The organism is Paenibacillus aestuarii (assembly GCF_027789125.1).
Taxonomy (GTDB): domain Bacteria; phylum Bacillota; class Bacilli; order Paenibacillales; family NBRC-103111; genus Paenibacillus_E; species Paenibacillus_E aestuarii.
This window is the reverse complement of record NZ_JAQFVF010000070.1, coordinates 41,957-60,583: the sequence shown is the minus strand read 5'-3', so window position 1 is coordinate 60,583 and position 18,627 is coordinate 41,957. Positions and strand designations below refer to the sequence as shown.

Genomic DNA, 18,627 nt, shown 5'->3' with positions numbered 1-18,627 from the left:
CCCCCACGACGCCGAAAAAAACGGCACAGTCGCGGGGGATTTCGGCATGTGAGGGGAGAGAGCTTGACGATGTGGATGAAATGGAGGCAGCGTTGGTACTGGTGGATGCATCGTTCCGGCAAGGGGAATTTTTATCGTAGAAGCTTGATTTTAGTGCTGTGCATTACCAGCTTGCCTACCGTTATCATCGGTTACACTTCCTACATAACGGGACGAGCCCACATTGAAAAGGAAATCATGCGAAATCATGATGCGCTGCTGCAGAAAACGATTGACCGGATGAACGATAACCTGGCTCAATTGGAGCTGGCGGCAACACAATGGTCACTGGACAGCCGCATGGATACGAGGCTTAAGGATATTAATCTCAAGGACGAGTATAATACGACGCAGAATTTGTACCGCTTTTTAGGTGTCATGAAGGGGGCCTACCCGCTGATCGATCAGGCGCAGCTTTATTTGGATCGACAGGATCAACCGGTGCTGATCTCGGATAGCGAGGGGATTATTCCGGTCAGTGACCCGCAGGATCGGGATATGTTCCACTCGCTGACAGATCAGAAAAGGGGCGTTTTCTGGCAGGAGTCGATGCCGAGGGTGAATACGAAGGCGGGATCAACATCGCTTGCACTGATTTCCAGGCTTCCAAGCGTAGGCGAGTCTTATGGAGCTCTTATTTTATATTTGGACCGTGAAAAGTTAGTGCGCATGGTCGAAGAGATGACCACGGACACGAAGGGGTCGTCCTTTCTGATGAGCAGGGACGGGCAGATCCTGATCACCCCAACGAATGCTACGGATGAGCAGGCGGAACGTGAAGCTGCCGTCCGGGAAAGTGTGAAGGATCGGACAGATGATATCGGATCGTATATTTTGGAACGCAAAGGAGAGTCTTACTCTGTCGCCTATGGCCAATTCTCCCGCCTTGGTACGACCTGGAAGTTCGTTACAGCAACTTCGTTATCCCAGCTAACCGCCCCTGTAGAGTTTATGTCAAACAGCATGCTTCTCATCGGAGGCGTGGGTCTGCTGTTAGCGGTTCTGCTTTCATGGTTTGCCTCAAAACGCATTTATCAGCCCATTGTCCGCTTAGTGAATGTCATCAAGGATTATCAGCCTACGCGAGATAGTGGAGGGGATGACTTGGCTTTCATCGAGCGGGAATGGAAGCATCTCAGCCAAGAGAGCAGGGCACTGGAAGTGAAGCTGGAGCAGGCTTTCCCTGCCTTGAGGTCGGCTTTTCTGCTGCAGCTTGTTCAAGGCCACTTCTACTCGCTTAGCGAAGCGGAACTGAGAAGCCGGATGGAAAGCTTCGGCTGGGAGACGGAATCACAGCGGTTCGTCTTGCTGCTTGTGCAAATTAGCGGCTTGGCCAAAGAAGATGGGCGCTTTCTGGAGAGCGAGGAGCAGCTAGCCACGTTTGCGGCCGCCAACATAGCACAAGAGATTGTGCATAAGCGTAGTCATCATGCGGAAGTTATTAATTTTCAGGATAAAACGGTGGGTGTACTGCTATCGTACCCAATGGGCCAGACGAAGCAGCAGGCGAAAGATGAGCTGTATTTGTTGGCCGATGATCTGGGCCGGACTATTAGCAGCTTGCTGAAGATGCAGACCACGGTCTGTATGGGGCGTCTGACCTCACAGGTGCACGATCTGCCGCAGCTGCTTGCCTACTTGCGCAGTGCAATCCGCTACCGGGACTTGAATGCCAAGCACCAGGTCATGGATCTTGAAGAGATGCTGCCGGATGCCAACGACAGTGTCTATTATCCTTTCACGCTGGAGAAGGAATTGATGCAGGCGCTTCGCTTGGGGCAGAACGAACAATCGCTTCACTTGGTCGAAAGCTTCGTTCGGGAGCTTGTGCAGCAGTCGAGCAACGAAAAGATTCTGCGAGAGGGCGCTATGCAGGTGCTGGGCAGCATGCTGCACACGATACTTGAATCAGGCTTCAATCCCCATAAGTTATTAAAAAACTACGACCTGTATGAACAACTAAATCAGCTGCGGGAGCCTGAGCAAATTGTGCGTTTCTTTCAGCAGAAGGTAATCTCCCCCTATATGGAGGGATTAAATAATTATCAGGACATCCATATGAAAAGATTGGTGGAGCAGGTGACGGAGCGGGTTCAGCAGCGATTTATGAGTAGCGATATCTCTTTGGAGGAGTGCGCCGAAGCGTTCAATACGACCACCTATGCGCTGAGCAAAGCATTCAAACAAATCAATGGCGTCAACTTTATTGATTATTTGATCTTGCTTCGGATGGATAAGGCGAAGAGCCTGCTGATCGATACGGATTTGAAGGTCAACGAAATTGCTGAACAGATTGGGTATCAACCTTCTTATTTTATTCGGCTGTTCAGGAAGTTCGAGAATATGACGCCGGGGCAGTTCAGGGAGCAGCGGGGGAGCTGAGGACTCTCATGGACACAAACGGAGGACTTTAGTCCTCCGGGGTACGGTCGACATAGAGGCGGGTTACCTCGGTGTATTCGCCGCGCGCGATCTCCTTTTCGGTCGCTTCCTCTTCTAACGGGTCGTGCGTATTCATGCCTGGAGCGATTGTCGGCTCGTGTTGATCCTGGTTATTCTTGTTATCCGTATTCATAGATACCCTCCCTCTTTTTCACTGTTAGTAAGTCCTGAATACATCGGATTTATACGCATGTGATTAACCGGACCGCCGGCTCCTGTTAGCAGTTATTTGGCCTATTTCATCAACATGTGAATAGCGGGTGGGCTCGTTATACCTGCAGCAATTGAGCTGTGCGCCGCACGGATAGCTGATATAGAAAAAACCTCCTACGGTTAACGTAAGAGGTTTTTTCAATCCGCTTGCATATATACGCGCCACGGCGGGATTCGAACCCGCGACGCACAGTTTAGGAAACTGTCGCTCTATCCTGCTGAGCTACGGGCGCTTAGCAAGACTATGATAGCACGGATGCTTTTCCAGATGCAACGTTATATAGCGTCATTCCTTGCCGCGCAGCTTGCGGAAAAACTGCGTCAGCAGGGTGGCGCACTCCTCCTGCAGCACACCGCTCACCACATCGACACGGTGGTTGAAGCGCTCCTCCTGCAGCAGGTTCATCAGCGTGCCGGCGCACCCGGCTTTAGGATCCGCCGTCCCGTAGATCACCTGCGGGATGCGGGACTGCACAATCGCTCCCGCGCACATTGGACAAGGCTCTAGGGTGACATAGAGCTTGCAGTCCAGCAGCCGCCAAGCTTGCAAATGCTCGCTAGCCTGCTTAATCGCAATCATCTCCGCGTGCGCGGTCGGATCGAGCGACGTTTCGCGTAAATTGTAGCCGCGGCCGATGATTTTACCATCATGGACAACGACAGCTCCGATGGGAACCTCGCGGATAGCCTCGGCTTTCAATGCTTCTTGGATGGCTTCGTTCATCCAGTGAATATGTTCATCCACAGGGGGGACACCTCGCTACAAAATTGTTATCCACATGTGCATAAGAGTCGAACAAGCATTCGTTGTTAACAACCTGTGGACAACTGTGTGGATAAGTTGAAAACTTGTGGATATATGCATTTTATTGTAGGCACACTTCGTTTGTAAAGCAAGTTAGAGCTGCAGATTACGGAACTATCCGCCATGTTGAAGATAATTCATTGAAATCGGGAGAAAAACTAGGTATACTAAGGATTACTTAGGTCTTTTTTACTATTAAAGATGAACCAAATAACTACATAATAGATTCGATAATGGCAAACTTGTTGAAAGGCAAGGACGCAAAGCTGAGGGTCTAAGGTTCCAAAGTGAACTACGACAGCCTGGTTACCGAAAATCGATGTTTCTTTAGGATGAAGGTAATAGGCTGAACCCGACATGGGAGGGGACAGGCTATTTTTTGTTTTTTTATAGCAAAACAACCAAAATGCAAAGGGGAGTGAGCAAATGAAATTTTATGGTAGCAAGGAGGGTAATGACACCGAGGTTCTCATCGATTGCAAAGCCGTGCTTGAGAAGAAGGATTTTGTAACGACTGGCGTGCTCACCTATGCGCTTGGTGATATTATCGAAGTGGAAGTGCCGCAGTTTGATGTCTTTCAGCTTGGCGACAAAGTGAAAATGACCGTATACTCCAAATCCGGATTGTTTGTGTTTGACACGACGGTCGTAGCCAAAGAATTGGGATCGGTCATTGTCATCAATCCGCCGGAGAATCGGAAGCGATTTACGGAGAAACGGGAGTTCCCGCGGGTTAATATTCAGCAGGACGGCTTGCTGCACAGTCTCCATGATGTCCAGAAGAGGAACAAGCACCTCTTCGAGAATCCAGTAGTCATCTCTATAAAAAATATTTCAATGAACGGTGTAGGTTTTTCGATTTATGAGAATTCTATAGTTGAAAGAATCGTGGAAAAGCATCTGCACTTGCACGTTGAGCTGGATTTGGGATTCTCCCTGCCGTGTGTAACGGAGATTGTAAGGAAAGAAGTCAAGGAATCGGGAATTTATTACGGGGCCAAATACATTGAAGTTCCCGAATCGAAAATGAACGCGCTCCGCGCATATATTTTGAAGAATCAAATTGAAACTTATTTCGTTGCTAAAAAAGAAGAACAGTCTAAAAATGCACTGGAAAAAAAGTCTGTGGTGAATCAATAGCCAACAGGCTTTTTTTTGACAGGCAAGTGCTATATAATAGATGAGGATATTTTTGAATACTAAGGAGTTGTAGCTACAATGGCTTTGAAAGCAGGAATCGTCGGTCTACCGAACGTAGGAAAATCGACTTTGTTTAATGCAATTACACAGGCGGGAGCAGAATCTGCAAACTATCCGTTCTGTACGATCGATCCGAATGTCGGGGTAGTGGAAGTGCCGGACGAGAGACTGCAGAAGCTGGTGGAGCTGGTAGTGCCGAAAAGCATCGTTCCAACTGCCTTCGAATTCGTCGACATTGCAGGTCTGGTGAAAGGCGCAAGCAAAGGCGAAGGACTTGGAAATAAATTTCTTGCCCATATTCGCGAAGTAGATGCTATCGTGCATGTCGTTCGTTGTTTTGTGGATGAAAATATTACGCATGTATCAGGTAAAGTCGATCCGATTGGCGATATCGAGACGATCAATCTTGAATTGATTTTGGCTGATATTGACTCTGTGGAGAAGAAGCTGGAGCGCTCCCGCAAGAACTTAAAAGGCGGAGATAAGAAAGTTGTCGCTGAGGTTGAATGCCTCGAGCGTATCAAAGAAACGCTCTATGCCGATAAACCGGCGCGCAGCATGGATTTAAGCGATGATGATAAGCTGCTCGTTCGTGACCTTCACCTGCTCACTATGAAGCCGGTCTTATACGCGGCTAACGTAAGCGAGGATGAGGTTGCTTCGGCGGATGACAATCCATACGTGAAGATTGTTAAGGAATTCGCGGCACTGGAAAATGCCGAGGTCGTTCCGATCAGCGCGAAGGTTGAATCCGAGATTGCTGAGCTCGAAGATGAAGAAAAAGCAATGTTCCTCGAAGAGCTGGGACTTCAAGAGTCCGGCTTGAATAGATTGATTAAAGCAGCTTACCGTTTGCTCGGACTATACACGTATTTCACAGCAGGCGTACAGGAAGTTAGAGCGTGGACGATTCGCAAGGGTATGAAAGCTCCTCAAGCTGCGGGCGTCATTCACTCGGATTTTGAGCGTGGATTTATTCGCGCAGAGGTTGTCTCCTATGACGACCTGATGGCGGCCGGTTCGATGAACGCGGCGAAAGAGAAGGGGCAGCTGCGGTTAGAAGGCAAAGAGTATGTCGTGCAGGACGGCGACGTTATGCATTTCCGTTTCAATGTTTAATATTTATTAAAACCAAGGGTAAGGAGTGATTCCGATATGTTAGATCGTCTTCAAGCAATCGCGGATCGCTATGAGAAATTAAGCGAACTGCTATGCGATCCAGATGTAACGAGCGACACGAAGAAGCTTAGAGAGTATTCGAAGGAGCAATCCGATCTCCAAGAATCTTACGATACGTTCCTCGAATATAAGAGTGTGACCGAACAGCTGAACGATGCCAAAGTGATGCAAAACGAGAAGCTGGACGATGAAATGCGTGAAATGGTCAAAATGGAGATCGAAGAGCTCAGCGAACAGTCCGTTCAGCTGGAAGAGAAACTGAAAGTGCTGATGATGCCGAAGGATCCGAATGATGACAAAAACGTGATCGTGGAAATCCGCGGCGCAGCTGGCGGCGACGAAGCGGCATTATTTGCCGGCGACTTGTATAAGATGTATACACGCTATGCGGATTCGCAAGGCTGGAGATCCGAAGTGCTGGATGCTTCCCTGAACGATCTGGGCGGCTTTAAGGAAATTATTTTCATGGTTACGGGCAAAGGTGCCTACAGCAAATTGAAATACGAGAGCGGCGCGCACCGCGTACAACGTATTCCGGTAACGGAATCAGGCGGCCGTATCCATACATCGACGTCCACCGTTGTGGTGATGCCGGAAGCGGAAGAAGTCGAAATCGAAATTCACGATTCCGATATTCGCGTCGATACGTTCTGCTCCAGCGGAGCGGGCGGTCAGTCCGTTAATACGACCAAGTCCGCCGTTCGGGTGACCCACGTGCCTACCGGTATTGTGGCGACTTGCCAAGACGGCAAATCGCAGAACTCGAACAAAGAGCAGGCGCTGCGCGTACTGCGGGCGCGGATTGTTGATAAAATGCGTGAAGAAGAGGAAGCGAAATACGCGGGCGAGCGAAAAAGCAAAGTCGGTACTGGTGACCGTTCCGAACGGATTCGTACGTATAACTTCCCGCAAAGCCGCGTGACGGATCACCGCATTGGTCTGACGCTGCACCGTTTGGAAACTGTGCTTGGCGGCGATATGGGTGAGATCGTATCGGCCTTGACGATTGCGGCACAGTCCGATTTGTTGGAAAAAGGGGAGCAGGCGATCTGATGCCGACTGCCGGAAAGACCATGAGAGAAGCCTATGTCGAGGCTTCTTCTTTTTTAACGTCGCACGGTGTGGCGGAGGCCGCGGCGTGTGCGGAGCTGCTGCTCCAGCATCTGATGGGCTGGAACCGTACGGAGCTCCTGCTGAACTGGCAGGAGCCGCTGCCTGTGGAGCGGATGGAAGCCTGGCATCAGCTGGTGGCGCGGAAGGCCGCGGGTGAGCCGGTGCAGTACATCACCGGCGAACAGGAGTTCTACGGCCTGACATTTGCCGTGAACGGCGCGGTGCTCATCCCGCGGCCGGAGACCGAGCTCCTCGTGGAAGCCTTGCTGCACGAGGGCTCGCGCTTATTCCCGCAAGGCGCTCCGCTCCTTGCGGATGTAGGCACCGGGAGCGGAGCCATCCCGGTAACCATCGCCCACGCACGCCCAGCGTGGCGCGTGGCGGCGAGCGACATCTCCGTGGCGGCGCTGGAGATGGCCCGTTTGAACGCGCAGCGCCATGACGTCGCTGCGCGGGTGGAGTGGCTCGAGGGCGACCTCCTCGAGCCTTATATCGAGCGCCGGTTAGCACCGGATATCCTGGTGTCGAATCCACCGTATATCCCGGATGGCGACCTCCCGGCGCTTATGCCGGAGGTGCGGCTGTACGAGCCGCACATGGCTTTGTTCGGCGGTATCGAGGGACTCGACCTGTACCGCCGCATGATCCAGCAGCTGCCGCTGCTGCCGCACATCCCGACTGTGGTCGGGTTGGAGGTTGGCATCCGGCAGGCGGAGGCAGTGGCGGCGATGCTGCGGGACGCCGCCGATTGGGAGGAGATCCGGTTCGTGAAGGATCTCCAGGGGATCGATCGGCATGTGATCGCCATCGGACCCCGGTAGCTGTTGCGATTGTTTTCCATAAGAAACTATGAGTCTTGCTAGCAACTTTGTAAAACTATTAAATTTTTATAGATTCGTAGGTTTAGCCCCCTCACTTATTGCCTATACTGGCTAGTAGAAGCAAAGGGAAAGGGGCTTTTCCTAATGGTTAAGAGAGCGGAACGTCATTCATTTAAACATTTATTATTCGTAGTTTTTGCACTTATTGTACTGATAGCTTGTTGGGATTCAAATCGTACGAATGCGGCTGTAGTGTCGCCGATTATTCCTGAGGAATCGATCCGTTTGCGGATTTTGGCTAATTCCGATTCAGCGGCTGATCAGGCGTTAAAGCGTGAAATTCGCGACGCGATTATTGCCCGTATGCAAGAATGGGTTGTGGGTCCTCATACCCTGGACGAAGCGCGAGCTGTCGTGAATGCGCATTTGCCTGAGTTTGATGCGCTGGTTGGTCAGATGATTCAAGAGCGCGGTTACAGCTATACGCATACAGTTGAGCTTGGCAAAGTGCCATTCCCGACCAAAATGTACGGCAATGTCGTGTATCCTGCCGGCGATTATGAAGCTCTGCGCATTACGATCGGCAGCGGAGCAGGGCAGAATTGGTGGTGCGTGCTGTTCCCGCCGCTTTGTTTCGTAGATGCTGTGTCAGGTGAAGCGGTAGCTTCCACAGCAGCTGTAGTTGCGAAGACGGAAGTGGCAGAAGCTGCGGGTGGCAAGGTTGCTTCTGCAAAGGCAGCGGACAAGCCGGCTGCGAAAGAGAGCAAAGCCTCTGTCGGTGTGAAAGCAGCCGACGATCAAACAGCGTCTGTTACTGCAGCTGAGGCAACGCCAAAAGTGAAGTTTTTTGTCTGGGAAATGATTAAGAAAATCGTAGCTTGGTTCAGCTAAATGAAATCGTAGGTAAGGATGAAGAAATCGTGACAATATATTGGAAAGTGCCCGAATCCGAGCATGCGGATGCAGCGGAACGGGAAAGCAGTGATCACGTGATCGCCGAGGCGGCTGCCCTTCTCCGGGACGGAGAAACCGTAGCGTTCCCCACGGAGACGGTGTATGGCTTAGGAGCGGATGCCTCCAGTACGGCTGCTGTAGAACGGATTTTCAAAGCCAAAGGACGACCCTCGGACAACCCGCTCATTGTGCATATTGCCGATTCGGAGCAGCTCGCGGATGTCGTCGCTCCCGGCAGCGTCGAAGCGGCGCACCGCAAATTAATGGAGGCCTTCTGGCCAGGCCCTCTGACCATTGTGCTGCCTGTGCGAACAGGCGGCATTTCGCCGTTGGTCACGGCGGGGTTGACGACTGTCGGCGTACGCATCCCCGATCACCCTGTGGCGCTCCGCCTGCTGCGGGCTGCCCGGTGTCCGGTCGCAGCGCCGAGCGCCAACCGCTCGGGAAGGCCCAGTCCGACGCTCGCCGCACACGTGCGGGAAGATCTCGACGGCCGGATCGGCGGCCTTGTTGACGGCGGAGCCACCGGTGTCGGTGTGGAATCGACGGTGGTCCAAATTGTAGCAGGCGAGCTCTTCGTGCTGCGTCCTGGCGGTGTAACAACTGAGCAGCTTCGCGCTGTGCTCCCGGATGTTCGCGTGCATGAGCCTGAACGCGAAGATGTGCACGCCTCGGAAACGCCGAGAGCGCCTGGCATGAAGTACGCACATTACGCCCCTCAGGGCTACATGTTCGTTGTGCAGGGGGATCACGATGATGAGGTGATCGCTTGGATTCAGCAAGATATCGACGCTGCGCAGGAGCGTGGCGAGTCGACAGGGATTCTCACCTTTGCCGAGCATGCATCGCGCTATCGGGCCGATCTGGTCCTCTCCTGCGGATCGCTGTCTCGTCCGGAGACCATTGCGCAGGAGCTGTATGCGGCGCTTCGCCGTTTTGACGAGGAAGGCATTCGTTATATTGCAGCTGAAGCTTGCCCGGAAACGGGAATCGGCCTTGCGATTATGAATCGCCTTCGTAAGGCAGCCGCCCATCGGCTTGTACGCGTTTAGCCCCCTATAAGCATGAATCCCTGTTTGTCCGCATATGTTGGGAAAGAAAACGTAGTGGACAGGGGGATGGCAGCGTGTTCTCGACTTCGATGGAACTGGGACAGCTTATCACAATTATTATTATGGCGATCGCTTTGGGGCTCGATGCTTTTTCCTTGGGCATTGGCATCGGGATGAAGGGCATTCGCTTACTCGATATTGCAAAAATAAGTTTCGTTATCGGGATCTTTCACGTCCTGATGCCGCTTATGGGCATGTTCATGGGACACTATGTGAGCGCGCTTCTTGGCAATGTAGCTACGGCTGCTGGAGGGTGTCTGCTCATTTTATTAGGCTCGCATATGATATACAGCTCCGTGCGGGGTGAAGAACATGTTTCCTTTGATCACAGGACATTTTTGGGTCTGCTCATTTTTGCCTTAAGCGTTAGTATTGATTCTTTTTCCGTGGGCGTATCGCTGGGCATGTTTGCAACGGACATTGTGCTGACCGTGCTTATTTTTGGCATGTTTGGCGGGGCTATGTCCATTGTGGGTCTCCTGGTCGGCAGACGTGTAAGCGGATGGGTCGGTGAGTATGGTGAAGCATTCGGCGGGCTGATCCTACTGGCGTTTGGGATCAAGTTCTTGCTGTGATACAATGAAGACGATGAAGCCAGATTCATGACATAAAGGGGGATTTCAAGTGCGAATTCTATTTGTTTGTACGGGAAATACGTGCCGCAGTCCGTTAGCCGAAGGTTTGCTGCGTATGAAGGTGAACAAAGAGGGTCTTGCGGTTGAGGTTCGTTCTGCTGGCGTTTCAGCTGTTACGGGTGGACCGATATCCCGCAACAGTGCCTCTATTTTGAAGCAAGCGGGATTCGAAGAGCAGTTGCAATCGTTAGCTATTCAACCGTCCGAGGTTAACTGGGCTGATCTGATCCTCACGATGACGGTTGGGCACAAACGTTCGGTCGTCGGGCGTTTCCCGGATGCCATCGATAAAACATTCACGCTCAAAGAATACGTTGAAGATGATGCGGTTGTTTTGCAGGCGATCGAGGAACGGGAGAAGCTGGTGGCGGAACTCCAGCTTAAGATGGCCCTTGCGCAGGCGATTACCCCGGAGGAAAGAAGCCGTATTCTTGAGCTTGAATATAAGCTGCCAGATTATGATATATCAGACCCTTTCGGAGGCCCTCTGACGATCTATCAGCAGACTGCTGACGAGATCGGTGAGAGTCTCGATAAGCTGGTGGCCAAAATCAAGAAGCTGCGCGAGGACAAATAAGCAGGATTGTTTTGGCAGCTGGGATGCGCCTTTACATGTACGCTAGAATGCGCTAAAATAAACATATTGATCAAGACTCGATGTAACTGGCGACGAGTGGGTATAACCACAGTGGAGCATCGAGCTATACGGCCGGTCGCCTGGGCAAAAGAGCAATACGCATGAGCAATGCGTGTGTGCTCTTTTTTTCGTTTTCTGGTGGACTTTGGGATATAATAGGATGGTCAACTCGAACAAACAAAGGAGCGTATCACTTTATGAAAATTGCATTAGGCGCAGATCATGCCGGCTACCGTTTGAAAGATGTTATCATTCCTTTTATTCAATCCTTGGGACACGAAGTCATAGATTTGGGCCCTAATTGCGCGGATTCCGTCGATTATCCGGATTACTCCCTCCCTGTTTGTGAGAAAGTGGTATCGGGGGAAGCGGACAAAGGGATTCTGATTTGCGGTACAGGCATTGGCATGACGATTGCTGCCAACAAAGTGCCTGGCATCCGCTGTGCACTTGTCCACGATCTGTTCTCTGCCAAAGCAACACGCGAGCATAACGATTCCAACGTGCTGGCCATGGGCGAAAGAGTGATTGGACCGGGACTGGCGGAAGAGATTGTGAGAACGTGGTTGGAAACAGACTTCTCGCAGGGCGTGCGCCACCAGGGCCGCATTGATAAAGTGAAGAGCATCGAGGATCGCTTTACCATTCACCCGTAGGCTTGCCTAAGGAGGAGGATTTCCTATGACGGACTCCATTCTTACGGCCATCGGGCCTACTGTTGAGACGAATTTGCGTGAGCTGGTTCAAGTCGGCGGGCTGAAGCCGGGCCATATTCTCGTTATCGGTACGAGCACTAGCGAAATCATCGGACAGCGGATCGGAACATCCGGTACGCTCGATGTGGCGGAGCCTATTTTCCAAACTGCGACGCGCATTGCCGGGGAATTCGGGCTGCACCTGGCGTTTCAATGCTGTGAGCACCTGAATCGCGCCTTGGTGATTGAGGAAGAGCTGCTGTTGAAGGACCCGCGGCTGGTGCCGGTGTCCGTAATTCCGGTGCCACGCGCGGGAGGCTCGATGGCTTCGTATGCGTACCGGCATTTGGCCCGCCCTGTCGTCGTGGAGACAATCGAGGCACATGCCGGCATTGACATTGGCAGCACCCTGATCGGGATGCACATCAAACGGGTTGCTGTGCCGGCGCGTCCGCCGGTACGCATGATCGGCCATGCCTATGTAACGATGGCCTTTACACGTCCCAAGCTGATTGGCGGCACCCGGGCCGTCTACACCGCCGAAGCGGCGGATGCGCAGTATCGTGCGGCTTCTCCGGATGCGGACTGCTAGGACGATGCGCCTTATATGATTTTGTAAACGAGATTTGCTATAAATCAGATACATTTAGGAGGAATTAATCATGACAGACTTTTTGAAAAAGCAAGATCCTGCCATCGTAGAAGCAATGAACTTGGAGCTCGGCCGTCAACGTGACAAAATTGAGCTAATCGCCTCGGAAAATATCGTAAGCCAAGCCGTTCTTGAAGCAATGGGCACTGTGCTGACGAACAAATACGCAGAGGGCTATCCAGGCAAAAGATACTACGGCGGCTGCGAGTACGTCGACATCGTTGAGAACATTGCGCGCGACCGTGCCAAAGAATTGTTCGGTGCTGAGCATGCGAACGTTCAACCGCATTCGGGCGCACAAGCGAACATGGCCGTATATTTGGCAGCTTTGAACCCTGGTGACACTGTACTGGGCATGAACCTGGCGCATGGCGGTCACTTGACGCACGGCAGCCCAGTGAACGCTTCGGGTATTCTGTATAACTTCGTCGCATACGGCGTAAGTGAAAAAGATTCCCGCATCGACTACGACGATGTCCGCAAAGCGGCATTCAAGCATAAGCCTCGCATGCTCGTAGCCGGCGCAAGCGCCTATCCGCGTACGATCGATTTCGAAGCGCTGGCTTCGATTGCCAACGATGTGGGCGCGTTGTTCATGGTCGATATGGCGCACATTGCCGGTCTGGTTGCAGCAGGCTTGCATCCGAACCCAGTGCCGCACGCGCACTTCGTGACCACAACGACGCACAAAACGCTTCGCGGTCCTCGCGGCGGTATGATCCTCTCCCGCAAAGCATGGGCTGCAGCGATTGATAAAGCAGTATTCCCTGGTTCCCAAGGCGGACCATTGATGCATACAATTGCAGCGAAAGCTGTATCTTTCGGCGAAGCTCTGCAGCCGGAGTTCACAACTTACGCGAAAAACGTAATCGACAACGCACAAACGTTGGCAACAGCGCTGCAAGCGGAAGGCATTAACCTGGTTTCCGGCGGTACGGACAATCACTTGATGCTTGTTGACCTGCGCAGCCTGAACATCTCGGGTAAAGACGCTGAGCATGTCCTTGATGAAGTCGGCATCACAGCGAACAAGAACGCGATCCCATTCGATCCGACTAGCCCGTTCGTGACCAGCGGTATCCGTCTGGGTACACCGGCGATCACTTCGCGCGGCATGGGCGAAGAAGCGATGAAAACGATCGCGAAGATTATCGCGATTACATTGAAGAGCCCAAGCGATGAAGCTGTGCTGGAAAAAGCTCGCGGCATGGTGAAAGATTTAACAGCTCAATACCCTATTTACCCAGGATTGACTTACTAGTTTGGGGTGCAGACCGGCTCATGGAGCCGGTCTTTTTGCGTTCATTTGAATCTGGCTTGCAGAACATGGTTTTACAGAGGATAAGTTGGATAACATATGATATAATGTCTAAGGTTTGCCTGATACCAAATTTAGGAGGAACACATGGGTAAAGTATTTATTTGCGATCATCCACTCATTCAACATAAGCTAACATTTATTCGGGATGAGAATACGAAAACAAAAGATTTCCGCGAGCTTGTCGATGAAGTAGCGACTTTAATGGCTTATGAAATTACAAGAAGTCTTCCCCTTGAGCATGTACAAGTGAAAACACCGGTCACAACGGCGGATTGCCGCGTCATCGCCGGCAGAAAGCTGGGACTTATTCCAATCCTTCGCGCCGGTCTTGGCATGGTGGAGGGTGTGCTCAAGCTTATTCCAGCTGCAAAAGTTGGCCATGTCGGCTTATATCGTGATCCTGATACACTTCAACCTGTCGAATATTATGTAAAACTGCCTACAGACGTCCAGGAGCGGGAGCTTATCGTCATTGATCCGATGCTGGCGACCGGCGGATCCGCTAATGCGGCCATCGAAGTGTTGAAGAAAAGAGGCTGTTCCCAAATCAAGCTGATGTGCCTGATTGCTGCACCGGAAGGAATTAAAGCTGTCCAAAATGAGCATCCAGACATCGATATTTATGTAGCCGCTGTGGACGATCACTTGAATGATCATGGCTATATTGTGCCGGGTCTTGGCGATGCGGGAGACCGTTTGTTCGGTACCAAATAGTAGAGAACAGGGAGAGAAGAACCGATGAAACGCTTGAAAGTCATTACGATTTTCGGAACTAGACCAGAAGCTATCAAAATGGCTCCACTCATTCTTGAACTGCAGAAGCATCCGGAACATATCGAATCGCTGGTTTGCGTAACGGCGCAGCATCGTCAAATGCTGGACCAAGTGCTCGATATTTTCAAAATCAAGCCTGACTATGACTTGAATGTCATGAAGGATCGCCAGACGCTGAACGAGATTACGATGCGCGTGCTGCAAGGCCTAGAGCCTGTGTTTCAAGAGGCGAAACCTGACCTCATTCTCGTACATGGGGACACGCTGACTACGTTCCTGGCGAGCTATGCGGCCTTCATGCAGCAGATCCAAGTTGGTCACGTGGAAGCGGGACTGCGTACATGGAACAAAATGTCCCCGTACCCAGAAGAGATGAACCGTCAGTTAACCGGCGTGCTGGCTGATCTGCACTTTGCGCCAACCGAGCAATCCGCTGACAACCTGCGCAAAGAGAACAAACCGGAATCTCGTATCTTTGTAACGGGCAACACGGTCACGGATGTATTCCAATACACCGTGCAAAAGGACTTCCAGCATCCTGTGCTGGAATGGGCTGCAGGCCGCAAGCTGATCCTGATGACGGCGCACCGCCGTGAGGCGCAAGGTGAGCCGCATCGTCAAATCTTCCGTGCGGTTCGGCGCATCGCCGACGAGTTCGAGGACATCGCCATCGTGTATCCGGTTCATCCGAGCCCGGCTGTCAAAGAGCCTGCGCATGAATTGCTGGGTAACCATCCGCGCATTAAACTGGTGGAGCCGTTCGATGTATTCGAATTCCACAATTTCTACCCGCATGCGCATATGATTTTGACGGATTCCGGTGGTCTTCAGGAAGAAGCACCTTCCTTCGGTGTTCCGGTACTGGTTCTCCGGGATACAACCGAGCGCCCGGAAGGAATTCAGGCGGGTACGCTGGAGCTCGTCGGTACGGACGAAGAGACCGTTTATGGACGTGCCAAAGCCCTGCTGACAGACCCGGTATTGTACAACAAAATGAGCCAGGCAGCCAATCCGTATGGAGACGGAAAAGCGTCCGAACGCATTGTACAAGCCATTCTCTACCATTTCGACAAAGTGTCTAACCGCCCAGAATCGTTCTAACCGTGACAAAATCATGACAAACGCTACAGCGTACAGTTGAACTGTTCGGTTTGAAAATCAGCAAACCCTAGAGCCACAAGGCTCTGGGGCGTTTTGCTGAAGCGAACGTATGAAGTCTATTCAATTGACAAATGTTACGTAGCTTCGATACAATAAATGAGGATTCTTAGGAGGATGCCGATGAAACGACAAGATCCGAAGAAAGATAATCCTTGGCGGGCAGCAGCACTAACCAGTGCGATTGGAATTGACCTCGTAGTTTGCCTACTGGCTGGCTATTGGTTTGGCGAATGGTTGAGCCACATCCTGGGGGGGCAGCTCTGGCTTTTGGCCGGGTTTCTGTTAGGTCTTGTAACCGGAATCATTAGCATTTACTTCATGATTAAGCAATACGGAGGGCTATAATGGATGAATTTTCAGCCACTCTGAAAACGGTTCAAAATGTATTCCTTTTCTTTCTTTCCTTTTGTTTGGCTGCTTGGGCTATTCTGGTCGATTATAGGCTGTACATTGCAGGTCTTATGCTTGGCGCTTTGGCCAGCATGATCAATGCAAGGTTTCTTGCCTGGAAGATCAATAAGCTGGGGGCAGCTGCTATAGAGCAGAAGGGGCGCAAGGTTACCTTGGGCTTTCTGACCAGAGCAGCCATTGCGGCTGTAGCAGGACTCGTTGCCGTACGGTATCCGCAGCATTTCGCCTTACCCACGACAATAGCTGGATACTTTTTCACGCAATTGGCAACACTCGTACTGGGTATTGTTTCTATTCGCAAGTCTCAGAAGTAATTCCATTCGATGAAAGGGGTGAAAATGGAAAACATGGAACATCATGCACCAGAGTTTACGTGGTTAGGTATTCACTTCGATGCATCAGCACTTCTGATGATCGGAATTACTACCGTACTGGTATTAATCCTCGCCATTGCAGGGGCTAGTAAAGCATCAGTCACCAACCCTACGAAATTACAAAATTTCATGGAATGGACGATCGAGTTTGTCGAAGGCATCATCGGAAGCACAATCGGTTCCAAACACGGTAGAGGATTCATCGCATTAGGGCTCTCGCTCATTATGTATATCTTTATCGGCAATATGTTGGGACTACCTTTCTCGATTGTGACGGAAGATCATGTTTCTTGGTGGAAATCACCGACAGCCGATATCGCCGTAACCGGAGCACTTACGGTTATCGTTATCGTGTTGAGTCACTACTTAGGGATTACACGTAACACGAAACATTACTTTGCGCATTACTTTGAGTACAAAGGGGCGATGCTGATCCTTCATTTGATTGAGGTCGTATCGAAGCCACTTACACTCGCTTTCCGTCTTTACGGTAACATTTATGCAGGTGAAATTATGATATCTGTCATTATCGGGGCTGGTTGGTTTGGAATTGCACCACTCTTCGTATGGCAGGGCTTCAGTGTGTTCGTAGGCGCGATTCAGGCTTTCGTATTCACGATGCTGACAATGGTTTACATCTCGCAAACGTTGATTCACGAAGAAGAGCATTAAGAGCAAGACTGACCTCGGGAAGTCTCGAGTTTCATTTTATAAACAATAAAACACACTTGTGAATTTAAGGGAGGATTTTATCAATGGGAGCAATAGCATTAGTAGCAGCAGGTATCGTATTCGGTTTGGGAGCACTTGGTGCAGGTATCGGTAACGGTTTGATCGTAGGTCGTGCAGTAGAAGGTATCTCCCGTCAACCTGAGCTTCGTGGTACGCTTCAAACTACAATGTTCATCGGGGTAGGTCTGGTAGAGGCAATGCCAGTCGTTGCATTGGTACTTGCGTTCATTTTCATGGGAAAAGCCTAAGAAACGTAGTGGCGGGGATGGCCGCATTAGCCTCCACGCCTTCGTTTTGCCCACGTTATCAGAAGGGAGTGACGTTCTTTGCATATTGAATGGTCCACATTTTTTATACAAATCATCGCATTTTTGATTTTGTATGTGCTGCTTTCCAAATTTGCGTTCGGTCCTCTGTTTGGCATGATGGAGAAGCGCAGACAATTGGTTAAAGATCAGATTCAAACGGCTGAAAATAGCCGCAAACAAGCTGAGCAATTGTTAGAGGAGCAGAAGACTGCTCTGCAGCAAACTCGTAAGGAAGCTTACGACATTATCGAGCAAGCGAAGCAAACGGGCTCCAAACAAGCCGACGACATCGTTCGTGCAGCGCAAGCAGAAGCAACTCGTCTGAAAGACGAAGCGCTTAAAGATATCGAGAATGAGAAGAATAAAGCGGTTGCGGCTCTTCGCAGCCAAGTGGGCGCGATGTCCGTTCTGATCGCATCCAAAATTATTGAAAAGCAAATCGACGAGAAGTCGCAAGAAGAACTGGTTGAGCATTACCTCAAAGAGGTAGGAGGCAACGTATGAGTGACATCGTCGTAGCGAAGCGTTATGCCAGAGCTCTTTTTGAAGTGGCGAAGGATAAAAATATCATTTCGCAAGTTGAAGAAGAGTTGAAATCTGTAGCTAGTGCGATTAGGGACAATGCAGACTTGCAGAAATTCCTGAACCATCCAAACATCGGGACTTCCGTCAAAACGGACCTGCTGAAGCAGATTTTCGAAGGCAAAGTTTCCGAGCCGGTGTGGAACACGCTGCTAGTCTTGATTGATAAAGGAAGACAGTCGATTATTTCCGCCTTGGTTGGCGACTATGTCAAAATTGCTAATGAAGCGCTTGGACATGCAAGTGCTACGGTGTATGCCGCATTTGCTTTGACAGAAGCGCAACAAGCGGAGATTGCATCACATTTCAGTAAAGTTACGGGGAAAACGATTCGCGTCACAACTGTAGTTGAGCCTAAACTGCTTGGCGGCATTCAAGTGCGCATCGGTGACCGTTTATATGATGGAAGCTTGGCAGGCAAGCTAGATCGCTTGGCTAAAGCTTTGGTTTAAAAGGTTTATTAATAT

Annotated in this window: 22 protein-coding genes, 1 tRNA gene and 2 riboswitches; of the genes, 20 read left to right on the top strand and 3 right to left on the bottom strand. The window is 50.9% G+C overall.

The features are described 5' to 3' along the window. Positions 1-69: 69 nt before the first annotated feature. The gene (locus O9139_RS24970) at positions 70-2,421 is read left to right on the top strand and encodes an AraC family transcriptional regulator (protein WP_270884471.1); all 2,352 of its coding nucleotides are present in this window, start codon (positions 70-72) and stop codon (positions 2,419-2,421) included. A gap of 28 nt (positions 2,422-2,449) precedes the next feature. Here O9139_RS24970 and O9139_RS24965 read toward each other — a convergent pair whose 3' ends face one another. The 3 genes from O9139_RS24965 to tadA all read right to left on the bottom strand — a co-directional run bounded on the left by O9139_RS24965 (position 2,450) and on the right by tadA (position 3,439). After that, positions 2,450-2,614 (bottom strand): hypothetical protein, encoded by a 165-nt coding sequence (locus O9139_RS24965; protein ID WP_270884470.1) that lies wholly within the window; start codon positions 2,612-2,614, stop codon positions 2,450-2,452. Positions 2,615-2,852: 238 nt separating this feature from the next. Next, a tRNA-Arg gene (locus O9139_RS24960) sits at positions 2,853-2,927 on the bottom strand. 53 nt (positions 2,928-2,980) lie between these two features. Next, positions 2,981-3,439, bottom strand: a complete 459-nt coding sequence (gene tadA / locus O9139_RS24955; RefSeq protein WP_270884469.1) for a tRNA adenosine(34) deaminase TadA — start codon at positions 3,437-3,439, stop codon at positions 2,981-2,983. A 285-nt stretch (positions 3,440-3,724) separates the two neighbouring features. Further along, a riboswitch (cyclic di-GMP riboswitch) is annotated at positions 3,725-3,813 on the top strand. Positions 3,814-3,925: 112 nt separating this feature from the next. On the opposite strand from tadA, the gene O9139_RS24950 reads away from it, so the two are divergent. From O9139_RS24950 to O9139_RS24860, 19 genes are all read left to right on the top strand, one after another. Next, positions 3,926-4,639 carry a PilZ domain-containing protein gene (locus O9139_RS24950; RefSeq protein WP_270884468.1) on the top strand — a complete coding sequence of 238 codons (714 nt, stop codon included), beginning with the start codon at positions 3,926-3,928 and terminating at the stop codon, positions 4,637-4,639. 78 nt (positions 4,640-4,717) lie between these two features. Further along, entirely contained in the window at positions 4,718-5,818 is a 1,101-nt protein-coding gene (gene ychF / locus O9139_RS24945) for a redox-regulated ATPase YchF (protein WP_270884467.1), read from the top strand. A gap of 36 nt (positions 5,819-5,854) precedes the next feature. Further along, a complete protein-coding gene (prfA, locus tag O9139_RS24940; protein WP_270884466.1) occupies positions 5,855-6,931 on the top strand; it encodes a peptide chain release factor 1 in 1,077 nt (358 codons plus the stop codon). Further along, a complete protein-coding gene (gene prmC / locus O9139_RS24935) occupies positions 6,931-7,812 on the top strand; it encodes a peptide chain release factor N(5)-glutamine methyltransferase (protein ID WP_270884465.1) in 882 nt (293 codons plus the stop codon). Before prfA ends, prmC begins: the two co-directional genes overlap by 1 nt. Positions 7,813-7,956: 144 nt before the next feature. Further along, positions 7,957-8,703 (top strand): stage II sporulation protein R, encoded by a 747-nt coding sequence (gene spoIIR / locus O9139_RS24930; protein WP_270884464.1) that lies wholly within the window; start codon positions 7,957-7,959, stop codon positions 8,701-8,703. Between the two features lie 29 nt (positions 8,704-8,732). Continuing rightward, complete coding sequence (locus O9139_RS24925; protein WP_270884463.1) at positions 8,733-9,818, top strand: L-threonylcarbamoyladenylate synthase; 1,086 nt, start codon at positions 8,733-8,735, stop codon at positions 9,816-9,818. Positions 9,819-9,892: 74 nt separating this feature from the next. Then, positions 9,893-10,453 carry a manganese efflux pump MntP gene (locus O9139_RS24920; RefSeq protein ID WP_270884462.1) on the top strand — a complete coding sequence of 187 codons (561 nt, stop codon included), beginning with the start codon at positions 9,893-9,895 and terminating at the stop codon, positions 10,451-10,453. A 49-nt stretch (positions 10,454-10,502) separates the two neighbouring features. Continuing rightward, positions 10,503-11,090: a low molecular weight protein arginine phosphatase gene (locus O9139_RS24915; RefSeq protein ID WP_270884461.1), complete on the top strand. Its 588-nt coding sequence runs from the start codon at positions 10,503-10,505 to the stop codon at positions 11,088-11,090. Between the two features lie 72 nt (positions 11,091-11,162). Further along, positions 11,163-11,243, top strand: a riboswitch (ZMP/ZTP riboswitch). A gap of 104 nt (positions 11,244-11,347) precedes the next feature. Next, on the top strand, positions 11,348-11,806 hold the full coding sequence (gene rpiB, locus O9139_RS24910; RefSeq protein WP_270884460.1) for a ribose 5-phosphate isomerase B: 459 nt from the start codon (positions 11,348-11,350) through the stop codon (positions 11,804-11,806). A 25-nt stretch (positions 11,807-11,831) separates the two neighbouring features. Continuing rightward, on the top strand, positions 11,832-12,437 hold the full coding sequence (locus tag O9139_RS24905; protein WP_270884459.1) for a TIGR01440 family protein: 606 nt from the start codon (positions 11,832-11,834) through the stop codon (positions 12,435-12,437). A 70-nt stretch (positions 12,438-12,507) separates the two neighbouring features. Further along, on the top strand, positions 12,508-13,758 hold the full coding sequence (locus O9139_RS24900; protein ID WP_270884458.1) for a serine hydroxymethyltransferase: 1,251 nt from the start codon (positions 12,508-12,510) through the stop codon (positions 13,756-13,758). A gap of 144 nt (positions 13,759-13,902) precedes the next feature. Beyond that, a complete protein-coding gene (upp, locus tag O9139_RS24895) occupies positions 13,903-14,532 on the top strand; it encodes a uracil phosphoribosyltransferase (RefSeq protein ID WP_270884457.1) in 630 nt (209 codons plus the stop codon). Positions 14,533-14,556: 24 nt separating this feature from the next. After that, entirely contained in the window at positions 14,557-15,693 is a 1,137-nt protein-coding gene (gene wecB / locus O9139_RS24890; RefSeq protein WP_270884456.1) for a non-hydrolyzing UDP-N-acetylglucosamine 2-epimerase, read from the top strand. Between the two features lie 180 nt (positions 15,694-15,873). Further along, entirely contained in the window at positions 15,874-16,098 is a 225-nt protein-coding gene (locus tag O9139_RS24885; protein WP_270884455.1) for an AtpZ/AtpI family protein, read from the top strand. Further along, positions 16,098-16,478, top strand: a complete 381-nt coding sequence (locus tag O9139_RS24880) for an ATP synthase subunit I (protein ID WP_270884454.1) — start codon at positions 16,098-16,100, stop codon at positions 16,476-16,478. The genes O9139_RS24885 and O9139_RS24880 overlap by 1 nt, the downstream gene beginning before the upstream one ends. 33 nt (positions 16,479-16,511) lie before the next feature. Continuing rightward, entirely contained in the window at positions 16,512-17,210 is a 699-nt protein-coding gene (atpB, locus tag O9139_RS24875; protein WP_270884453.1) for a F0F1 ATP synthase subunit A, read from the top strand. 83 nt (positions 17,211-17,293) lie between these two features. Next, positions 17,294-17,518 (top strand): F0F1 ATP synthase subunit C, encoded by a 225-nt coding sequence (gene atpE, locus O9139_RS24870; protein WP_270884452.1) that lies wholly within the window; start codon positions 17,294-17,296, stop codon positions 17,516-17,518. Between the two features lie 78 nt (positions 17,519-17,596). Continuing rightward, positions 17,597-18,082 (top strand): F0F1 ATP synthase subunit B, encoded by a 486-nt coding sequence (gene atpF, locus O9139_RS24865; RefSeq protein WP_270884451.1) that lies wholly within the window; start codon positions 17,597-17,599, stop codon positions 18,080-18,082. Beyond that, complete coding sequence (locus O9139_RS24860) at positions 18,079-18,612, top strand: F0F1 ATP synthase subunit delta (RefSeq protein WP_270884450.1); 534 nt, start codon at positions 18,079-18,081, stop codon at positions 18,610-18,612. Before atpF ends, O9139_RS24860 begins: the two co-directional genes overlap by 4 nt. Positions 18,613-18,627: the final 15 nt, after the last annotated feature.

Bases quoted from the DNA above. Each gene is read 5' to 3' on its own strand.
- O9139_RS24970 (WP_270884471.1), top strand. From the start codon at position 70: ATGTGGATGAAATGGAGGCAGCGTTGGTACTGGTGGATGCATCGTTCC.
- O9139_RS24965 (WP_270884470.1), bottom strand. From the start codon at position 2,614: ATGAATACGGATAACAAGAATAACCAGGATCAACACGAGCCGACAATC.
- O9139_RS24950 (WP_270884468.1), top strand. From the start codon at position 3,926: ATGAAATTTTATGGTAGCAAGGAGGGTAATGACACCGAGGTTCTCATC.
- ychF (WP_270884467.1), top strand. From the start codon at position 4,718: ATGGCTTTGAAAGCAGGAATCGTCGGTCTACCGAACGTAGGAAAATCG.
- prfA (WP_270884466.1), top strand. From the start codon at position 5,855: ATGTTAGATCGTCTTCAAGCAATCGCGGATCGCTATGAGAAATTAAGC.
- prmC (WP_270884465.1), top strand. From the start codon at position 6,931: ATGCCGACTGCCGGAAAGACCATGAGAGAAGCCTATGTCGAGGCTTCT.
- spoIIR (WP_270884464.1), top strand. From the start codon at position 7,957: ATGGTTAAGAGAGCGGAACGTCATTCATTTAAACATTTATTATTCGTA.
- rpiB (WP_270884460.1), top strand. From the start codon at position 11,348: ATGAAAATTGCATTAGGCGCAGATCATGCCGGCTACCGTTTGAAAGAT.
- O9139_RS24905 (WP_270884459.1), top strand. From the start codon at position 11,832: ATGACGGACTCCATTCTTACGGCCATCGGGCCTACTGTTGAGACGAAT.
- O9139_RS24900 (WP_270884458.1), top strand. From the start codon at position 12,508: ATGACAGACTTTTTGAAAAAGCAAGATCCTGCCATCGTAGAAGCAATG.
- upp (WP_270884457.1), top strand. From the start codon at position 13,903: ATGGGTAAAGTATTTATTTGCGATCATCCACTCATTCAACATAAGCTA.
- wecB (WP_270884456.1), top strand. From the start codon at position 14,557: ATGAAACGCTTGAAAGTCATTACGATTTTCGGAACTAGACCAGAAGCT.
- O9139_RS24885 (WP_270884455.1), top strand. From the start codon at position 15,874: ATGAAACGACAAGATCCGAAGAAAGATAATCCTTGGCGGGCAGCAGCA.
- O9139_RS24880 (WP_270884454.1), top strand. From the start codon at position 16,098: ATGGATGAATTTTCAGCCACTCTGAAAACGGTTCAAAATGTATTCCTT.
- atpB (WP_270884453.1), top strand. From the start codon at position 16,512: ATGGAACATCATGCACCAGAGTTTACGTGGTTAGGTATTCACTTCGAT.
- atpE (WP_270884452.1), top strand. From the start codon at position 17,294: ATGGGAGCAATAGCATTAGTAGCAGCAGGTATCGTATTCGGTTTGGGA.
- O9139_RS24860 (WP_270884450.1), top strand. From the start codon at position 18,079: ATGAGTGACATCGTCGTAGCGAAGCGTTATGCCAGAGCTCTTTTTGAA.